The organism is Streptomyces sp. rh34 (assembly GCF_002551245.1).
GTDB lineage: Bacteria > Actinomycetota > Actinomycetes > Streptomycetales > Streptomycetaceae > Streptomyces.
The window spans coordinates 1-19,078 of record NZ_NTGZ01000147.1; the positions used below are offsets into that span (position 1 = coordinate 1).

14 protein-coding genes and 2 pseudogenes are annotated in these 19,078 nt (G+C 69.4%); 9 read left to right on the forward strand and 7 right to left on the reverse strand.

Annotated features, from left to right (window positions below):
- From CR470_RS24065 to CR470_RS24080, 4 genes and pseudogenes are all read right to left on the reverse strand, one after another.
- Nucleotides 1–453, reverse strand: a pseudogene (locus CR470_RS24065) (dipeptide epimerase); the annotation flags it as partial.
- Nucleotides 450–1,550, reverse strand: a complete 1,101-nt coding sequence (locus tag CR470_RS24070; RefSeq protein ID WP_097869628.1) for a PLP-dependent cysteine synthase family protein — start codon at nt 1,548–1,550, stop codon at nt 450–452. The pseudogene CR470_RS24065 and the gene CR470_RS24070, both read right to left, overlap by 4 nt.
- Nucleotides 1,547–2,380, reverse strand: coding sequence for a Rossmann-like domain-containing protein (locus tag CR470_RS24075; protein WP_097869629.1), 834 nt, complete (start codon nt 2,378–2,380; stop codon nt 1,547–1,549). Before CR470_RS24075 ends, CR470_RS24070 begins: the two co-directional genes overlap by 4 nt.
- Nucleotides 2,377–3,633, reverse strand: coding sequence for an ATP-grasp domain-containing protein (locus CR470_RS24080; protein WP_097869630.1), 1,257 nt, complete (start codon nt 3,631–3,633; stop codon nt 2,377–2,379). Before CR470_RS24080 ends, CR470_RS24075 begins: the two co-directional genes overlap by 4 nt.
- Nucleotides 3,634–3,876: 243 nt before the next feature.
- Between CR470_RS24080 and CR470_RS24085 the strand changes: the two genes are divergently transcribed.
- The 9 genes and pseudogenes from CR470_RS24085 (at nt 3,877) to CR470_RS24130 (ending at nt 13,554) form a co-directional block, all read left to right on the forward strand.
- On the forward strand, nt 3,877–4,431 hold the full coding sequence (locus CR470_RS24085) for a GNAT family N-acetyltransferase (RefSeq protein WP_097869631.1): 555 nt from the start codon (nt 3,877–3,879) through the stop codon (nt 4,429–4,431).
- A 233-nt stretch (nt 4,432–4,664) separates the two neighbouring features.
- On the forward strand, nt 4,665–4,835 hold the full coding sequence (gene rpmF / locus CR470_RS24090) for a 50S ribosomal protein L32 (RefSeq protein WP_097869641.1): 171 nt from the start codon (nt 4,665–4,667) through the stop codon (nt 4,833–4,835).
- Nucleotides 4,836–4,841: 6 nt separating this feature from the next.
- Nucleotides 4,842–6,017 carry a GTP-binding protein gene (locus CR470_RS24095; RefSeq protein ID WP_097869632.1) on the forward strand — a complete coding sequence of 392 codons (1,176 nt, stop codon included), beginning with the start codon at nt 4,842–4,844 and terminating at the stop codon, nt 6,015–6,017.
- A 306-nt stretch (nt 6,018–6,323) separates the two neighbouring features.
- A complete protein-coding gene (locus CR470_RS39695; protein ID WP_097869642.1) occupies nt 6,324–6,479 on the forward strand; it encodes a DUF6131 family protein in 156 nt (51 codons plus the stop codon).
- 282 nt (nt 6,480–6,761) lie between these two features.
- Nucleotides 6,762–7,151, forward strand: coding sequence for a signal peptidase I (locus tag CR470_RS24105; RefSeq protein WP_097869633.1), 390 nt, complete (start codon nt 6,762–6,764; stop codon nt 7,149–7,151).
- Between the two features lie 76 nt (nt 7,152–7,227).
- Nucleotides 7,228–7,410 (forward strand): annotated as a pseudogene (locus CR470_RS24110) (transposase); the annotation flags it as partial.
- Nucleotides 7,411–7,998: 588 nt separating this feature from the next.
- Entirely contained in the window at nt 7,999–10,314 is a 2,316-nt protein-coding gene (locus CR470_RS24120) for a beta-L-arabinofuranosidase domain-containing protein (RefSeq protein WP_097869635.1), read from the forward strand.
- 161 nt (nt 10,315–10,475) lie between these two features.
- Nucleotides 10,476–11,945: a glycoside hydrolase family 43 protein gene (locus tag CR470_RS24125; RefSeq protein WP_097869636.1), complete on the forward strand. Its 1,470-nt coding sequence runs from the start codon at nt 10,476–10,478 to the stop codon at nt 11,943–11,945.
- 526 nt (nt 11,946–12,471) lie between these two features.
- On the forward strand, nt 12,472–13,554 hold the full coding sequence (locus CR470_RS24130) for an aldose epimerase family protein (RefSeq protein WP_097869637.1): 1,083 nt from the start codon (nt 12,472–12,474) through the stop codon (nt 13,552–13,554).
- 75 nt (nt 13,555–13,629) lie between these two features.
- Here the strand turns inward: CR470_RS24130 and mmsB are convergent, their stop codons facing one another.
- The 3 genes from mmsB to chvE form a co-directional block, all read right to left on the reverse strand.
- Complete coding sequence (mmsB, locus tag CR470_RS24135; protein WP_097869638.1) at nt 13,630–14,877, reverse strand: multiple monosaccharide ABC transporter permease; 1,248 nt, start codon at nt 14,875–14,877, stop codon at nt 13,630–13,632.
- Nucleotides 14,874–16,448, reverse strand: coding sequence for a multiple monosaccharide ABC transporter ATP-binding protein (gene mmsA / locus CR470_RS24140; protein ID WP_097869639.1), 1,575 nt, complete (start codon nt 16,446–16,448; stop codon nt 14,874–14,876). The genes mmsB and mmsA overlap by 4 nt, the downstream gene beginning before the upstream one ends.
- Nucleotides 16,449–16,513: 65 nt before the next feature.
- Nucleotides 16,514–17,623, reverse strand: a complete 1,110-nt coding sequence (gene chvE, locus CR470_RS24145; RefSeq protein WP_097869640.1) for a multiple monosaccharide ABC transporter substrate-binding protein — start codon at nt 17,621–17,623, stop codon at nt 16,514–16,516.
- Between the last annotated feature and the right edge of the window lie 1,455 nt (nt 17,624–19,078).

Genomic DNA, 19,078 nt, shown 5'->3' on the forward strand with positions numbered 1-19,078 from the left:
GTCCCGCGCCAGGCGCCCGGCCTGGGCACCGGCCCGCCGCGGCGGGACGATGCCGATGGTGCGGGCGGTCGCGGCGGCGGGCGGGGTGGCGGTCCCGAGGAGTCGGTGGACCGGGACGTCGGAGCGCTTGCCGACCAGGTCGAGAAGTGCCGACTCGATCCCCGCGGTCACGGCGGGCGGGGTGCCGTCGGCCGGCAGCCGCCCGACGCGGAGGGCGTCGAGCGCGCTCTCGGGGTCGGGGAATCGGACGAGCTCCAGGGCGGCTCGACGCAGAAGCCGACCGATGGCGCCGGCGTCGAGTCCGTAGTAGACGCTGGCGACGACCTCTCCGTGGCCGCGCTGTCCCTGGTGCTCGATGGCCAGCCAGACGGCGTCGCGGGCCGCCATCACGGAGCGGGATATGCGCAGTGGCTCGGCGAGTTCGAGGCGCACGGTGCGCTGGGTGACCTTCACGGGCTCGCTTCCCCGGTGCGCGGTGTCGGGGCGCGGCCTTCCAGGGGGTCGGTGACCCTGCGGCACCGGGTCCACCCGGTGGCCTCCACGGCCCGTGGATGCGTGATCTCCACGGGGCGGCCGGCGGCGGTGGTCAGGTCGAGACCGTGCGCGGCGGTGAAGTCGTCGTCGTACAGGCTGCCGAGGTAGCGGTGCGGCCCGTCGGGGAAGACCGTGGCGACGACCGCTCCGGGGTGGACGCGGGCGGCCCAGGCCGCGACGAGGGCCACGGCTCCGGTGCTCCAGCCGCCGCTGACGAAGTTGCCCCTGGCCAGTCGGCGGCAGGCGTCCGCGGCCTCGGTCGGACCGACCCAGTGGACCTCGTCGAACGCCGCGTAGGCGACGTTGCGCGGGTGGATGCTGCTGCCCAGGCCGCGCATCAGGCGGGGCCTGGCGGGCTGGCCGAAGATCGTCGAGCCGGTGGCGTCCACGCCGATCAGTCGGAGCCCCGGCCAGTGGCGCCGCAGCGGGCCGACGACACCCGCGCTGTGGCCTCCGGTACCGACGCTGCACACCAGGATGTCGAGGTGGTCCAGCTGAGCGGCCAGCTCGGCGGCGAGAGGCGCGTAGCCGGCGATGTTGTCGGGGTTGTTGTACTGGTCGGGCCAGTACGCGTCGGGCAGCAGCGCCAGCAGTGCGCGGAGCCTGGCCAGCCGAGCGGCCTGCCAGCCGCCCTCGGCCGCCGGGCGGTCGACGAGCTCCAGCCGGGCTCCGTACGCATGCAGCAACTGCCGCATCGACGGCTCCAGTTCGGCGTCGCCGATCAGGACGATGGGGTGCCCCAGGGCTTGGCCGGCGAAGGCCAGGCCGATACCGAGGGTGCCGGAGGTGGATTCGACCACCGGGGCGCCCGGCAGCAGTTCGCCGCGCTCTCTGGCCCCGAGCAACATGGAGACCGCGGCCCGCGCCTTCATGCCTCCGACCCCGAGCCCTTCGAGCTTGGCCCAGAAGCCGGGCTGCGGGCAGGGAAGGTCGGCGGTGACGCGGGCGAGCGGGGTACGGCCGAGCAGGGCGAGCAGTTCACGGTTTCCGGAGGAGCCGAGGACGGCGGTGGTCACAGGGCGCCCTCGTAACGGTGGAGGGTCCCGGGGCCGCCGTCGAGCCAGAAGAAGGGGTACGGCTCCGCGCATACGGCGCTGACCCCGGCGCCGATGAGGCGCGGCAGCACCGCGCTGCCCGTCTGGGCGAACATCACCAGTGGCTTGCCGTGCCGCAGCGCGTGCTCGCGCAGCGGCTCGAAACTGCCGTTGCCGAGGGTCATGCCCGAGGCGAGTACGGCGTCGCAGCGCTCCAGTTCGGCCAGGGCGTCGGTCCGTACCGGCTCGCCCCACTCCGTCGTACCGCCCTTGAGGTCGCAGGCCGTGTACGTCAGCCCGCGCGCCCGCAGCGCCTCCAGCAGCGAGTTGACGACGCCCACGACGAGCACGGTGCCGCCGGGAGGGCAGGCGAGCATGCCGACGACGGCCCGTGCCCGGGCCCGGGACTTCTCCAGCGAACTTCCGGCGGGCACGAGACAGGCCCGTGCGCCGTTCTCGGGTGTGTGCGGCAGGACGTGCATCAGGTACGCGTCGAGCGCGGCCACCCGCACCGGCCCCAGGTCGTGCTCCAGGAGCTGGGCGACATCCGCGCCGACGCAGTCGTCCGTGGCATCGTCGGGCAGTTCGCCCGGCTCGACCGCGCAGGACCCGACGGCTTCGGCGAGGCGCAGGCTGAGCACCTCGTTGCGGTAGCCACCGCTGCGCCCGTCGTGCCGTACGGACTGGCGCGTGGTGAAGGCGACGGCGATGCGCTGGGTGCGCGGGTCGGGGCCGAGGCTCCCGCTGCGGACTCGGTCCACGAGTTCGTCGTACGAGGCGGCGGTGGCCGTCGTGGCGCTGATCGCGGTCATGGGCCGACCACCTCGGGGCGGAGCGCCGAGAGCAGGACCTCCGCGCGGTCGCGGGCGCCGAGGCCCTCGGCGTCGCCGGCCATGACGTGGCCCAGGTACTCGTTGTTGCTGCCCGCTGCCTTGACCGCCTTGCCGGGCACGGCCAGTTGGAGCTCGAGGAGACCGGCGGCCGCGCTCACGTCGTCGGCGCCTTCGATGGACTCCAGCGTTCCCTCGGTGTCCGGCACCAGGAAACCGATGGCGGCGCTCCGCAGGCCGGTGGCCCGTCGGCGCAGGTCGGGCTCGCGGCCGAGGGCCACATCCACGCAGGCGGCGGCGAGGTCGACCCCGGTGACGTGGCGGACGAGTTCCGTGATGCGGTTGCCGGCCGGTCGGGGGTTGACCTCGACCACTCGGGGCCCGTCGTCCGTCAGCTTGATCTCGGTATGGGCCACGACGCCGTCCAGGGCGAGGGCCTTGAGCGCGGCGAGGGCCGTCTCCTCGGCCGCTTCGGTGTCCGCGGCGGAGAGCGCCGCGGGGAACATGTGGCCTGTCTCGATGAAGGCCGGTGCGCCGCCGATGCTCTTGTCGGTCACGCCCAGCACGTGCGTCAGCCCGTCGAACGACACGGTCTCGACGCTGACCTCGGGCCCCACCAGGAGCTCCTCGATCAGGACGACGGGGGCACGGCGCTGTCCTCGCGCGTTGACGGGGAACTCCGCGAGTGCCCGGTGGGCGTCCGCCAACGCCTCCTCGTCGTCGACGCGCCGTACGTACATCCCGGCGCACAGGTCCACGGGCTTGAGCACCAGCGGATAGCCGATGTCGCGTGCCGCCGCGGCGGTCTCGGCCCAGTCCGCGCACACCGCGAAGCGCGGTCCCGGTACGCCGGCGTCGGTCAGCACGCGGCGGGTGGCGTCCTTGCGGCAGGCGTTCCCGACCGCCGAGGCGGTCGGGCCCGGGAGCCCCAGCCGGTCGGCGATCCGCGCCGCTGTCGGGAGGTAGTAGTCGCAGGAGGTGATCACGCCGTCGAAGCCGAGCGCGCGGTGGGCACGCTCGACGAAGGGCAGCAGCGCCTCGATGCCGTTGGTGTCGGCCGTCAGCACATGGCGGGCCCCGAGGAGCGGGTGCGTGGCGCCCTCGGGTGCGGCACGCAGGTAGTGGTGCAGGTCGCGGGTGAGGAAGGTGAACTCGTGGCCTCCCTCGCGAATCGCCCGCGGCAGCAATCTGCTCATCGATCCGACCCAGCTCTCGACCATCAACAGATGAGCCACGGTCTCCCTTTTCGCCACGCTGTTGAGGACTCCGGGCACGTCGCCGACGGCGCCCGTCCCGGTGCGCCCACCTTGACCTGGCGTACGCTATCGATAATCGTTTTCATTGTCACCTGACTTTGCGTCACTCCTTCGTCACCCGCGCCCGCAGGTGCGGGGGCTTCCGCCACGCGGACGCAGCAAGCCCGCCCAGACGCCCCCCTGAGCCCCATGAGCCCTCCGCCAGCCCACTGGAGATCCACGATGACCGACAGCGCCCCGCCCCCCTCGTACACCGTGCGGCCCGCCACGCGGGCCGACATGGAGGGAGCGCGACGTCTGATGCTCGACACCTTCTACCGGGAATTCGGCTACGGTTACGTCCCCGCCTGGCACCGGGACGTCGTCGACCTCTCGGGCACCTATCTGGACGACCCCCGGCACCAGCTGCTGGTGGCCGTGTGCGACGGCGAGGTGGTGGCCACCACCGGCGTACGGTCGGGCGGCCCGGCCCATCCGCCGCACCCCCGCTGGCTCTCCGAGCGGTACCCGCCGGTGACCACCGCCCAGCTCGTTCGCGTCTACGTCCTCCCGGAACACCGCCGCCACGGCCTGGCGCGGACCCTGGTGCGTCAGGCGTGCGACTTCGCCGCCTCGACGCCCGGCTACGACAGCATCTATCTGCACACCAACGTCCAGGTGGAGGGCGCCGAAGCCTTCTGGCGCAGCATGGCCAAGGAGATCTTCGACGCCCGGCCAACGGGTGAGCACGGCCCGGGCGTCGGCACTGTGCACTTCGAGATCCCCCTGCCTCACTGACGGCGGAGAAGCGGACGCGGGGTTCGCCGACACCTCCTCGGCGACGGCAGGCCCCGCACCGCGCCCCGGGACGGGCGCACCGTCCCCACCCGAGTCGGACACGCGGCAGCGGCGTCGGCCGATCCGGAGGGAACACGGAACGGAGAGGCGGGCCCGGCCACACGAGCCACTTGGTACTGACTATCATTTTCATATAGCCTGTGGTGCCGACGACAAGAGAAATGGTGGTCTCCATGGCAGTTCCGAAGCGGAAGATGTCCCGCAGCAACACCCGTCACCGCCGCGCCCAGTGGAAGGCCACGACACCCCAACTCGTGCCGGTCACCATCGACGGCACCGTCCACCAGGTGCCACAGCGACTGGTGAAGGCGTACGAGCGCGGCCTCCTGCACCCCGGGGGCTGATCCTTCATGGCGCGGGAACCGCTGCCCGTCACCGTGCTCTCCGGATTCCTCGGAGCCGGCAAGACGACGCTGCTCAACCATGTCCTCGGCAACCGCGAGGGCCTGCGAGTGGCGGTGATCGTCAACGACATGAGTGAGATCAACATCGATGCGGCGCTGGTCCGCGGCGGCGAGGCGGCGCTCTCGCGCACCGAGGAGCGCCTGGTCGAGATGACCAACGGATGCATCTGCTGCACCCTGCGCGACGACCTGCTCGAGGAAGTGGACCGGCTCGCCCGCGAGGACCGTTTCGACTACCTGTTGATCGAGTCCAGCGGCATCTCGGAACCGATGCCGGTGGCGGCGACCTTCTCCTTCCCCCGCGACGACGGTGCGACGCTGGGCGACCTGGCCCGGCTCGACACCATGGTCACCGTGGTCGACGCGGCCAACTTCCTGCCGGAACTGACCGTTGGCGACGGCCTCGCCGAGCGAGGGCTCGACCAGTACGAGGACGACGAACGCACGGTCAGCGACCTGCTCATGGACCAGATCGAGTTCGCCGACGTCATCGTGCTGAACAAGCTGGACCTCGTGGACGGGCGAGAGCGTGAGCGGCTCAACGCCGCGCTCAGCCGCCTCAACCCCATGGCCCGGATCGTGCCCGTCACCGGCGGGCGCGTCGGACTGCCCGAGGTTCTCGGCACCGGCCTCTTCGACCTGGAACGGGCCCAGCAGGCGCCCGGATGGGTGCGGGAGCTGAACGGGGACCACATGCCGGAGACCGAGGAGTACGGCATCTCCGGCACGGTCTTCCGCTCGGACCGCCCCTTTCACCCCGAGCGCCTGTGGACGTTCGTCACCGACGGGCTCGACAGCGGCCGGTACGGACAGGTTCTGCGCTCCAAGGGCTTCTTCTGGCTGTCCAGTCGGCCGAACGTGACCGGGCTCTGGTCGCAGGCGGGCTCCGTGGCCCGCTTCGAACCGTCCGGCGCACGGGACGCCGGGACGACGCAGGGTCAGGAACTCGTCTTCATCGGTACGGACCTGCGCGCGGAGCCCCTCCACGAAGCGCTGCCCGCATGCCTGATGTCCGAGAGCGAGGCGCGCCCCGCAACCGATCCCTTCCCCGAATGGGACACGTACGGGATCGACGACGCATGCGAGCACGAGCCCCCGGACGCCGTGGCAGCGCACCCCTGAACTCCGGGCCGGACGGTGGTCGCAGCCACGGCACCGTCCGGTCCGGCCCGTACCGGCATCCGCTCGGTGATCTCCGCGTCGGACTCCCGGCCCGCACGCCTCACGGACTCCTCGATCTTCGGCATCCTCACATTCTGTGGCGATCGGACTCGGGGGGTGACGCAACGCCGCGTTCCCGGGCCCCCGACCGACCCCGGCCGGGACGGAACGCCCTGTCGGTGCGGCCGGGTGCCGTCCCTCCCCTGTTGTGGGTTGGGCACGACGGCGCGAACCTGGTAACAGGGGGTGTCCATGATCGGAGGCACCATGATCGTCCTCGGCCTCATTCTTCTGGTCGTCGGCCTGATCGCCGGCATCGGCGTCCTGTGGACCATCGGGATCATCCTGGTGGCCATCGGCGCGGTGCTGTGGGTTCTCGGAGCCCTGGGACACGCGGTGGGAGGACGACGGCACTACTGGTAACAGGCTGATCCTCCGGACCCCGGGAAGGAGAGGGACCGCATCGCCTCAGGGCGGTGGAGGGGCCCGGAGGCACAGTTCAGCCCTCCCCCCATCGCCTGTGCTGCCCACTCAGGCGTCATTCCGACCAGCTACCTAAAGGGCCGCTCCTCGATGAGCACGCTCACCTGCGGCGGACGCGACCCCTTCACGACGGGCCGGACAGCCTCCACGTCCGTTCGTCGGACATGGACGGATGCCGGTCCCCTCCTGCGAGCGAGCAAGCCACTGCTAGCGTGACGAAGCGTGGATGACAACGTGTACGTGGGCAACGCGGGCAAGGACGCGGCCCTGGACCGGGGATGGCTGCTCGGCCACTTCAAGAACATGGACGATCCCCGCCACAGCCAGGCTGTGGAGATCAAATGGGGTGTCCACCCCTGCGGCGACGAGAGAGCGCAGTGGGTCGAGGACGAGAGACGGACAGCCCTCCTGGTCCTCATCAGCGGGCGCTTCCGGGTGGACTTCCCCGGCCGCAGCGTGCACCTGGAAGAGCAGGGTGACTACGTCGTGTGGGGACGCGATACCGCTCACTCGTGGTTCGCCGAGGAAGAGTCGGTACTGCTGACCGTTCGCTGGCCGTCAGTGCCCGGATACGCGGTGCCGGAAAGCATGCGGAGCCGGCTGCCGGGCTGAGGGCTGCCCCATGTGGTTCAGCTCGTTGCTCTGAGCATGGGGGCGGGGTACGTGGAGTGGGCTTGTTCCGGATGGCCTGGGAGAGATCACGGAGCCGCTGATCCCGCCGTCGAAGGTGCCGCCGCAGGGCGGCGGGAAGCAGGACACGCCTGACGCGACGCTGTCCGCGGCGATCACCTATGTCCTGGTCGGTGGATGCGCCCGGCGGGCATCGCCGCCGTGGTTCGGGGAATCGAAGTCGACGGCCCACCGCCGGTTCTGGCCTTCCTCGACCGCGCCGCAGCCCTGTGCTGCCACAAACGACTCCGCCCGGCGTTCACAGAGCCTTCCACGAACCGAATCGTTCGGGCAGGTCACGCCACCGCAACCCGGCCCCACACCGGTACAGAATCCCCATTCCTTCTCAAGGATCAAGACACGCAACTCGGCCATCTCGCTTGTGAGCGATAACAAGAGCCCTGGTCAAGCACCTGGAGCAACCCTCGCGATGTTCCAAAATGGCGAGATGAACGCCCGGGTTGTTGAGATTTTCTAGCCTTTTATCACCATTTTGGTTTCTCTCATACAGCGCGAACGCCTCACTGATCTCGCGAGAGATTACGGCTACCGCCGCATGTCAGGCACCGATCGCAGAATGCTGCACACCTCTTGCCCTCAAGGATTGTCAGCGCTCACAATCGCTTTGCTCACAGAGAACACAGGTATCTACGCCGTCTCAGCACTCTGGTTCAGGCATGCCTCAAAGCTGTCCGCACGCACGGACCTCCCATGCCTCCCCACGGATTCCTCCCGTTCAGGCGTTGCGCACTCATCGGTCGTTTCCCCGATCAAGAAAACAGGTGCCCTCATGTCACAGGCTTTGAGCAGACGGCGTCTTCTGCAGCTCGCCGGAGTATCTGCTGTCGCCACCACGGTTGGTCCGGCACTCGGCGCTTCCCCGTCACGTGCGGCCATACCTCCGGTTCGCGCCGATATCGGCGTCTCCGCATACGCTTTCGACTTCGGCCAGGTCCGGCTGACCGCTGGCAGGTGGTTCGACAATCAGGTCCGAACCGCCGCTTACCTACGCTTCGTGGATGTCGACCGACTTCTCTACAACTTTCGGGCGAACCATAGGATTTCAACCGGGGGCGCGGCAGCCACGGGAGGCTGGGAGGCGCCGGCCTTCCCCTTCCGCAGCCACGTCCAGGGGCACTTCCTCACCGCTTGGGCGCAACTCCACGCGGTGACCGGGGACACCGTCGCCCGCGACAAGGCCACCTACATGGTGGCCGAACTGGCCAAGTGCCAGGCGAACAACGCGAACGCCGGGTTCAGCGCCGGGTATCTCGCCGGATATCCCGAAACCGACTTCGCCGCCCTGGAACAGGGGGCGCTGACGAACGGCAATGTCCCTTATTACACCGTCCACAAGACACTGGCCGGCCTGCTCGACGTATGGCGTCTGATCGGCAGCACACAGGCGCGGGACGTGCTGTTCGCCCTGGCGGGGTGGGTCGAGGCCCGTACCGGGCGGCTGAGTACGGAGCAGACTCAGGCGATGCTGGGCGTCGAGTTCGGCGGGATGAACGACGTGCTGACCGATCTCCATCAGCAGACCGGTGACGCCCGCTGGCTGGCCGTCGCCCGCCGGTTCGACCACGAGGCCGTGTACGGGCCGCTGGCCTCCAACCTCGACCGGCTGGACGGTTTGCACGCCAACACCCAGGTCCCGAAGTGGATCGGGGCGCTGCGGGAGTACAAGGCCACCGGCACCGTCCGGTACCGGGACATCGCCACGAACGCGTGGAACCTGTGCGTCGGTGCCCACACCTACGCGATCGGGGGCAACAGTCAGGCGGAACACTTCCGCGCCCCGAACGCTATTGCCTCCTACCTGGCCTCGGACACCTGTGAGAGCTGCAACACCTTCAACATGCTCAAACTGACCCGGGACCTGTTCGCAGTGACCCCGGACCGGGCCGCACTGTTCGACTACTACGAACAGGCCTGGCTCAACCAGATGATCGGTCAGCAGAACCCGGCCGACCCGCACGGCCACGTCACCTATTTCACCCCGCTCAAGCCCGGGAGCCGGCGCGGGGTGGGGCCGGCGTGGGGCGGGGGGACCTGGAGCACCGACTACGGCAGCTTCTGGTGCTGCCAGGGCACCGGCCTGGAGATGCACACCCGGCTGATGGATTCCATCTACTTCCATTCAGGCACGACGTTGACCGTCAACCTGTTCGTGCCCTCGGTGCTCACCTGGTCCCGCCGCGGGATCACGGTCACCCAGACCACCGCCTATCCGGCGGAGGACACCACCACCCTCCGCATCACCGGGGCCGCCGCAGGCGTGTGGTCCCTGCGCATCCGCATCCCGGGTTGGACGTCCGGAGCCACGGTCAGCGTCAACAACGTGATCCAGAACATCGCCACCGCACCTGGTACCTACGCCACCGTCTCCCGCGCGTGGGCGCCGGGCGACACCGTCACCGTCCGGCTGCCGATGAGCCTGGTCATGCGGGCGGCGAACGACAACCCGGACGTGGCCGCGATCACGTACGGACCGACCGTGCTGTCCGGGAACTACGGCTCCACCGCCCTCACAGCGCTCCCCCGATTGAACCCCGCCACGATCACCCGCACCAGCGACACCTCGCTCGCCTTCACCGCCACGGCGGGCGGGTCCACCGTCGCCCTGGGCCCCTTCCATGACGCCCACGGGCACAACTACACCGTGTACTGGAACACCAGTGGCGTCTCCCCCGTCCATCTGGTCAACGTGGGCAGCGGCCTGATGCTGGGCATCCAGGACATGTCCACCTCCGACGGCGGGCTCGCCCTGCAGTGGCACGACTCGGGAACCCCCGACCACGACTGGGAGGTGGTCGCCGACGGAGCCGCGGTCCGCTTCCGCAATGTCAACAGCGGCAAGGTGCTGGGCGTGCTGAACATGTCCACCGCAGACCACGCGAGCGTCCTGCAATGGGCGGACAACGGCACGGCCGACCACCGGTGGACCCTCCTCGACCAGGGCGACGGCACCTTCAAGATCCGCAATGTGCACAGCGGCAAGCTTCTCGGGATGGCGGGCAACTCCAGCGCGGTCGGAGCGTTCGCCGTCCAGGCCGCCGACGACGGCACCGCCGACAACCGTTGGCGCATCGTGGACGCCGGTTGAACCAGGGCTCCACGTCCATCCGGCCGTACCGCTTGCGCGGGCCCCGCGCCGATCCCGCGGGGCCGCCCAGACGCGGAGGCCCCCGGCGATCTGGGCGTAGCCGGGGCGCTCGGCGGGCTCCACCGCCCCTCCCACACCCGCCCCCTGAGACAAGGAGCCCCATGAAACGGACTGGACGCACCGCCGCGACGCGGCTGGGCATCCTGCTCACCGCGCTGACCATGCTGTTCACCTCCTGGACCGTCGTGAACGCGGAGCGGGCCGCCGCACTGGACCCCACCACCGGCTACCTGATGGCCCACTTCACCGGCGAGAGCGCCAACGGTGAGCAGATCCACTTCTCCCACAGCGGCGACGGCCTGAACTGGACCGACCTCAACCACGGCGCTCCCGTGCTGTTGTCCACGGTCGGCACTCGCGGCGTCCGCGACCCCGCGCTCATCCGGTCCCCCCGGGGTGACCGGTACTGGATCATCGCCACCGACCTGCGGATCGCCTCCGGCACCTCGTGGGCGGACGCCGCCAACCGGGGCAGCACGTCACTCGTCGTCTGGGAGTCGGCCGACCTGGTCACCTGGTCGCCACCCCGCCTGCTGAACGTGGCCGGAGCGATCACGGGCGCCGGTAACGCCTGGGCGCCGGAAGCCGTCCACGACCCGGCATCGGGCGACTACGTCGTCTACTGGGCCACCAACTCCCCGCGCGACGGCGTCACCAAGCACCGCATCCACTACGTGCGCACCCGCGACTTCCGCACCTTCAGCTCACCCCAGCTCTACATCGAGCGGAGCGGCAGCCAAGGGATCATCGACACACAGATCGTCGAGTCGCCGAACAACGCCGGCGGGTACCGGTACTACCGGGCCTCCGCCGACGGCCAGATCACCATCGAGGCATCCCAGTCGATCCTGGGTGCCTGGACGACGCTCGGCAACCTCTCCCACATGGGCATCTCCAACGGCGCCACGGGCGGGAACGTCGTCGAGGGCCCCATGTGGATGAAGTTCAACGGCCGGGACGAATGGGCCCTGTGGCTGGACCAGTACGCCACGGGCCGCGGCTACATGCCCATCACCTCGACGAACCTCGGCAGCACCCAGAACTTCCGCGCCGGGCCGGCCTACAACCTGGGCGGCACCCGCAAGCGCCACGGCTCGGTACTCGCCCTCACCACCGCCGAGAGCACCCGCGTCCTGAGCGAGTGGGGCGGCGACAACACCCCCCTCAGCCGCATCCAGTCCTTCAACCACCCCGACCGGTACGTGCGCCACCAGGACTTCGACGTCCGCATCGACGCGAACGTCAGCCCGCTCCAGGACTCCCAGTTCCGCCTGTCCCCCGGCCTCGTCGGCGGCTCCGGATACGTCTCCATCCAGTCCGTCAACAACCCCGGCTACTACCTCCGGCACAAGAACTTCGACCTCGTCCTCGAACGCGACGACGGGACGGCCGCCTTCCGCGCCGACGCCACCTTCCGCCAGGTACCTGGCCTCGCCGATGCATCCTGGACCTCGTTCCAGTCCTACAACTTCCCCGACCGTCATCTCAGGCACTACGCCTACCAGCTCAGGCTCGACCCCGCCGCCACGGACATCGACCGCCGCGACGCCACCTTCCGTCTGACCGGCTGACGAACCGACCGGCCCGATCCGCGACCCAGCGGGCCGGAACCGCCGCGGCGCGTGTCGGCAGAGATCCCGAGGCGCGCCGCGCTCCGAGGCCGAGGCACCGCAACCTGCTGCTGCAATCGGCTCCGCCGACTCGCCACATGGGACACGGCCCAAGGGCTGTCCCGTAGCCGGGAGGAGACTCTCACCTCCCCACTCCCACCGAACCGTGCGTAACGGTGCCCCGCGACGCGGCTCCTGTCGTTCTGTTCGTCAGGTCATCGCGGCTGCGACGGCGCAGCGCCAATGAGCGAACACACAGGGATACCTGCGGACGATCACGCCCGGCGCCGGAGGGCACTGGTGAGCCGCCACCCACCTTGTTATCGTTAACACGCAGGTAGCGGGTATGCGGGTCGGCAGGGTCCGTTGCGCCTCTTCGCGCCCACACGGAGCCTCCCCTGTCCGCGAGCGGCAGCGGCGTCGGTCATCCGGCCGTCGGCCCGCCCCTCGCCCTCTCCGGCTGCGTCCCGCTGTGTCAAGGAGCTCCATGAACCCGTCTTCGCCCCCTTTCGCCGGAGGCCCTCCGGTCTGCCGACCCGACCCGGCAGCCGGACAGCGCTGGACCTTCGGCTTCGCCGGAGGGCTCACGGCGGAAGTGCACACCCACGGCGCCCGCATCCACGGACTGTGGGTGCCGGACCGGCACGGCCGTACGGCCGATGTGGTCCTCGCGCCCCGCGAACCGCGCGAGTCGACCGCCGCCGCCCGGTACTTCGGCGCCACGGTGGGTCGCTACGCCAACCGCATCGCCCACGGCCGGTTCACCCTGCACGGCACGCCGTACCAGCTGACCACGCAGGAGAACGGCCACTGCCTCCACGGCGGAACCGACGGGTTCGACACCCGGATCTGGGAAGCCGAAAGCGTGCACACCCCGGAGCGGACCGGGGTGCTCCTGCACCTCCGCAGCCGCGACGGCGATCAAGGCTTTCCCGGAAACCTGGACGTCACCGTCAGCTGTCTCATCGGCCGGGACAACGAACTCGCCCTCTCCTACACGGCGGTCACCGACGCGGCCACGCCGGTCAACCTGACCAACCACGCCTACTTCAACCTGGAAGGCGAGGGTGCTGGTGACATTCTCGATCACGAGCTGGCCGTCGACGCCTCCCACTACACCCCGGTCGACGGAGATCTCCTTCCGCACGGGGAGCATCTCGCCGTCTCCGGCACCGCGTTCGATCTCCGCCGGCCGCTCAAGCTCTCCGAGGCACTGGCCCGCGCCGAGCTTCGGCCCATGGCGGCGGGCGGGGGGTACGACCACAACTTCGTGCTGACCCCGGACGGCGACGGCACGCTGCGCCGGGCAGCCGTCCTCCACGCGCCGGCCACGGGCCGGTGCATGGAGGTGTTCACCACCGAGCCCGGCCTGCAGGTCTACACGGCCGGACAGTTCGGCGGAACCGTGGTCGGGAAAAGCGGCGCGCCCTACCGGGCGGGTGCCGGTATCGCGTTGGAAACCCAGCACTTCCCCGACTCCCCGAACCGCCCCGGCGACCCGTCCACGGTGCTCCGGCCCGGCGATGAGTACCGGTCGACGACGGTCCTGCGTTTCGGCATCCGCGGCTGACCGCGCGGGAACATGCCGAGGCGGCTGTGCCCGCCGGTGACAGAACCGGCGGGCACAGCCACCTCGGGGGTGGTCTCAGACGCCCGCTCTGCGCCTGTTCCACACGTCGAATCCGACCGCCGCCAGCAGCACGAGGCCCTTGATGACCTGCTGCCAGTCGGTGCCCACCCCGACCAGGTTCATGCCGTTGTTGAGCACGCCGAGGACCAGGCCGCCGATGATGGCGCCGGCCACGGTCCCCACGCCGCCGCTCATCGAAGCCCCGCCGATGAACGCGGCGGCGATGGCCTCCAGTTCGAAGTTCACGCCCGCCTTGGGCGAGGCCGCGTTGAAGCGGGCCGCGAACACGAGTCCGGCGAGCGCCGCGAGCATTCCCATGTTGAGGAACACCGCGAAGGTCACCTTCTTGTCCTTGACCCCGGACAGCTTCGCGGCGGGCAGGTTTCCACCCACCGCGTACACATGGCGGCCGATCACCGCGTTGCGCATCACGTAGCCGAAACCGACCAGCAGCACGGCCAGGATCAGGAGCACGACAGGAGCGCCCTTGTAGCTGGCGAGCAGCAGGGTCGTGACCAGTACGGCGGCGACCAAGGCCGTCACCTTCAGCGCGAAGAGGCTGGTGGGGAGCGACTCCAGTGCGAACTCCCGCCGGCGTCGGCGGTCCCGCACCTCCTGGAACACGACGAAGGCGATCAGTCCCAGGCCGAGGAGGAGGGTGAGGTTGTGGTAATTGGTCTGCGGTCCCGCTTCCGGCAGGAAACCGTTGGCGATCTTCTGCAGTCCCTCCGGGAACGGGCCGAGTGTCTGGCCCTGGAGGAAGATCTCCGTGAGGCCCCGGAACAGAAGCATGCCGGCGAGCGTCACGATGAACGACGGTATGCCCACGTACGCGATGAAGAACCCTTGGAGCGCACCCGCGACGGCCCCCAGCAGGAGTGCGAGGACCACCGCGACGGGCCAGGAGAGATGGTGCTCGACCATGAGCACCGCCCCCACGCCGCCGACCAGGGCCATCAGCGAGCCCACCGACAGGTCGATGTGCCCGGAGATGATGACCATCATCATGCCGATGGCCAGGATGAGGATGTAGCTGTTCTGCAGCACCAGGTTGGAAACGTTGCGCGGCAGCAGGAGGTCTCCCCCCGTCCAGACCTGGAACAGAAGCACGATCAGGCCGAGCGCGAGGAGCATGCCGTACTGGCGCATGTTGCGCCGGACGCCGTCCAGCAGCACACGGGCCACCTGCACCCCGCCGGGCCGGGCAGCGCCCTCCCCCGGGGGCGCCGGAGCGGTCGATTTCGTGGTGGCGGGGGTGCTCATTCCTGATGTCCTTCGTTGGGGGTGGCGGTGCCTGCGCCGACTGCCGACGGTGCGGGAATGTCCTGCGTCATGTGCCGCATCAGCACTTCCTGGGTGGCGTCCTCGCGGGTGACTTCGCCGGTCAGCCGGCCGGCGGCCATGGTGTAGACCCGGTCGCACATGCCGAGCAGTTCGGGCAGCTCGGAGGAGATGAGGAGAATGGCCTTGCCCTCGGCGGCGAGCCGGTCGATCACGGTGTAGATCTCGAACTTGGCCCCCACATCGACGCCGCGGGTGGGCTCGTCGAGGATGAGGACGTCGGGTCCGGCAAGGATCCACTTGCTGAGAACGACCTTCTGCTGGTTGCCGCCGGAAAGCCGGCCAACCGGTTCGAGGACGTTCGGGGCCTTGATGCCCATGGTCCGCCGGTACCGTTCGGCGACTCTGCGCTCCTCGTGGGCGTCGACGATGCCCCGTCGGGCGAGTGTCCGGAGAGACGCGAGCGAGATGTTCCGGCTCACGGAGTCCTCCAGGTTGAGGCCGTAGTGCTTGCGGTCCTCGGTGACGTACGCGATGCCGTTGGCAACCGCCTCCGGCACCGTGCGAGTGCGCACCGCTCGGCCGTCCTTGAGAACGGTCCCCTGCTCGTAACGGCCGTAGGAGCGGCCGAAGACGCTCATCGCGAGCTCCGTCCGGCCCGCGCCCATGAGTCCCGCGACGCCGACGATCTCGCCGCGGCGGACCTGGAGCGAGACCCGGTCGACGACCTTACGGCCGTGATCCAGGGGGTGACGTACGGTCCAGTCCCGGATCTCCAGGACCGGGTCGCCGTCGGCCGGGCCCTCGTACGGGGTGCGGTCGGGGAAACGGCTGTCCAGGCTCCGCCCCACCATGCCTCGGATGATGCGGTCCTCGGTGGTGGCCGGGTCTCCGACGTCCAGGGTCTCGATGGAGCGTCCGTCGCGCAGGATGGTGACGGAGTCGGCGATCTGCGCGATCTCGTTGAGCTTGTGCGAAATGATGATGGAGGTGATGCCCTGGTCCTTCAGTTCCCGCATCAGTCGCAGCAGTTTCGCGCTGTCCTCGTCGTTGAGGGCGGCGGTGGGTTCGTCGAGGATCAGCAGCCGGACGTCCTTCGCCAGCGCCTTCGCGATCTCCACGAGCTGCTGCTTGCCGACGCCGATGTCGGCCACCCGGGTCTCGGGGTGCTCGTCGAGACCGACGCGTCGCAGCAGCTCGGCGGCGCGCCTGAGTGCTTCGCGCCAGTCGATGATTCCTCGTCGCGACGGCTCGTTGCCGAGGAAGATGTTCTCGGCGATGGACAGATAGGGGACGAGCGCGAGTTCCTGATGGATGATGACGATGCCGTGCCGCTCACTGGCCCTGATGTCCTTGAAGCGGCACAGTTCGCCGTCGAAGAGGACCTCGCCCTCGTAGGTCCCGTGCGGATGCACCCCGGACAGGACCTTCATCAGCGTCGACTTGCCGGCGCCGTTCTCTCCGCACAGAGCGTGAACCTCGCCGTGCTTCACGGACAGGGTCACTTCCGACAGGGCTCTGACGCCGGGGAAGGTCTTGACGATGGCCCGCATCTCCAGCACGGGCCCGCCGGCCGGAGGCCGGTGCGAGGGCGAGGGCGATGCGCATGCGTCGGAGCTCAACGGAGCTCCTCGGCCTTGATGTAGCCGGAGTCGACCAGAACCTTCCGGTAGTTCGCCTTGTCGACGCTGATCGGGTCGAGCAGGTAGGCCGGAACCACCTTCTTGCCGTTGTCATAGGTGCTGTCGTCATTGATCTCGGGCTTCTTGCCGTCGAGGACTGCGGTCACCATGTTCGCGGCGACCTTCGCCAGTGCGCGGGTGTCCTTGTAGACGGTCTGGGTCTGCTGATTCGCGATGATCGACTTCACGGAGGCGACCTCGGCGTCCTGGCCGGTGACGATCGGCAGCGGCTTGGCCGGACTTCCGTAGTCGTCGGATTTCAGGGCCGACAGGATGCCGATCGAGATGCCGTCGTAAGGGGACAGCACAGCGTCGATCCGGGCCGTGGAATAGGAAGAGGTCAACAAGTCGTCCATGCGCTTCTGCGCCGTGCCTCCGTCCCAGCGCAGCGTGGTGACCTGGGGGAGCTGGGTCTGCTGGGAGCGCACGACAAGCTGCTTCTTGTCGAGATAGGGCTTCAGCACCTCCATGGCGCCGTTGAAGAAGTACTTGGTGTTGTTGTCGTCGTTGGAGCCGGCGAACAGCTCGATGTTGAAGGGGCCCTTCTTCGAGCCGTCCTTCAGGCCCAGCTTCTCGACGATGTAGTCGGCTTGGAGCTTGCCGACCTTCTTGTTGTCGAACGAGGCGTAGTAGGCGACGTGCGGGGATCCCAGGATGAGCCGGTCGTAGGAGATCACCGGGATATCGGCGTCCGCCGCCTGCTGCAGGACGTTGGACAGCGCCTCACCGTTGATGGCCGCCACGACCAGAGCGTCGACACCCTGGGTGATCATGTTCTCGATCTGGGCCACCTGCTGGTCGGGGTCGTCCTCCCCGTACTGCAGGTTGGTGAGAAAACCGCTCTTCTTCAGGCCCGCGGTCATGTTGGCGCCGTCCGCGATCCACCTTTCGGAGGACTTGGTGGGCATGGAGATCCCGATGGTGAGGTCCTTCTTGCCCTTCGACTCCTGACTTCCCCCCTCGCTGTTCTGCCCGCAGGCCGTGAGGAGCAGGGCGCAGCTGGTGGTCGCGGCGAGGAGGAGGGATGCGGCTCGGAAGTTCGTCATGGGCATTACCTGGCAATCTCGTCGTTGAGGGTGCTTCTGTCCCGAAGGGCTTCGGCGGCAGCATGTGTCCTCGCACCACCGGGGCGTCGTCCGGGAGGCGGTCGAGGTTCGACAGCCTCGGTCGAGCTTGATTGTTAGCGCTCGCATCACTGCAGGACAAGAGGGGCCAGGCTTTTTCTCGCGGTGATGCACGGCCGTCGACCCGAAGAAGGGGGCGAAAGGGGGCATCCCGCAGAGATGCCCCACCGACACCGCGGGCGGCGGACCACCGGAAGGCGCCTACCCGTGCGGCACATTCGCCTCGGACCGCCTCTACCGATCACGCGTCGGCGACATGCGGCGCGAAGTCGCCCTGCGACCTCGCCGCGCCGCCGGGCTACCGAACTACCGGGCCGCCGGGCCACCACGGTCAGGCAGCGGCGGGGCGACCGGCCGGCCGACGGGGCCCGCTCGAAGGGCCAGGTCGGCCGGCCTGCCCCCTCGAAGAGCGCCGCGACCTCGGCATCACGACACATCGGCGGCGCGAACTCACAGGCTCGCCGAACGGGTTACGTTCCCGGCATCCCGCCGGACAGGTGCTCGACGGTACAGGCCGTCCGGCCGGCTCGCAGCGGCCTCACCGCGGCCGCCGCGGAGGCCGCCGTCGACCGATGCCGTCGACCGCTGCCGTCCGGAGTCTTCCCCGACGGGCTTCCGTCGGCGACGAGCGGCCCGACGTCCGCGCGGTCCCTAAAGACGCCTCCAACTCCGCCGCGGAACCGGGAGCTCCACCCCTCCCCCACCCCCACGGGTCCACGCCACGCAGCCCCGGCCGCCGGCCTCCGGGCCCGGCATGCCTCTCCCGTCGGCGACGGACGGAAGGCGGCCGGGGTCGACATCGGATCGACACCGCGGGGAGGTGAGCCCAGGGCGCCCCTCGGGACGCGCCTCGTCGGCGCCGACGGTACGGAAGCACCCCAGGCCATGGCCCCAGCTGGGCGAACGCGGCGCGACCGCCCTCTTGCCGGCCGACAGGACAGGCACCCGTAACGCGGCACCCAGAGCAAGAACGCGAAGAGCCGCTCGCGAAGCCGCCGACACGCACGCGGTCGTACCGGCCGGTCGGTACCGGCACGCGTTCGTCGCCCGAGAGCCGCCGCACCCCGGAGGCCGACCAAAGTACGGGAAACCCTTGCCGAAACCGGTTGTGAGCGCTAACAATCATCACGGCCACGGTGACGATCGATGGGAAGCGCTTCCGCGGCACCACGGTGTCACCACCGACCGCACTCCCGATCAGCCGACCCGGAGGACACGTCGACACACGGCGACCGGCTCGCGGCCCCCCGGGCTTCGAGAAGGCCTCACACGGCGGCAACACCGTATCCGGCAACCCGACGACCGACAGTGGAGAGGAGCCCTGACTCAGGGTGAGCATCAAGCCGACCACCGCAGACTTCCAGTGGACCGATGTGG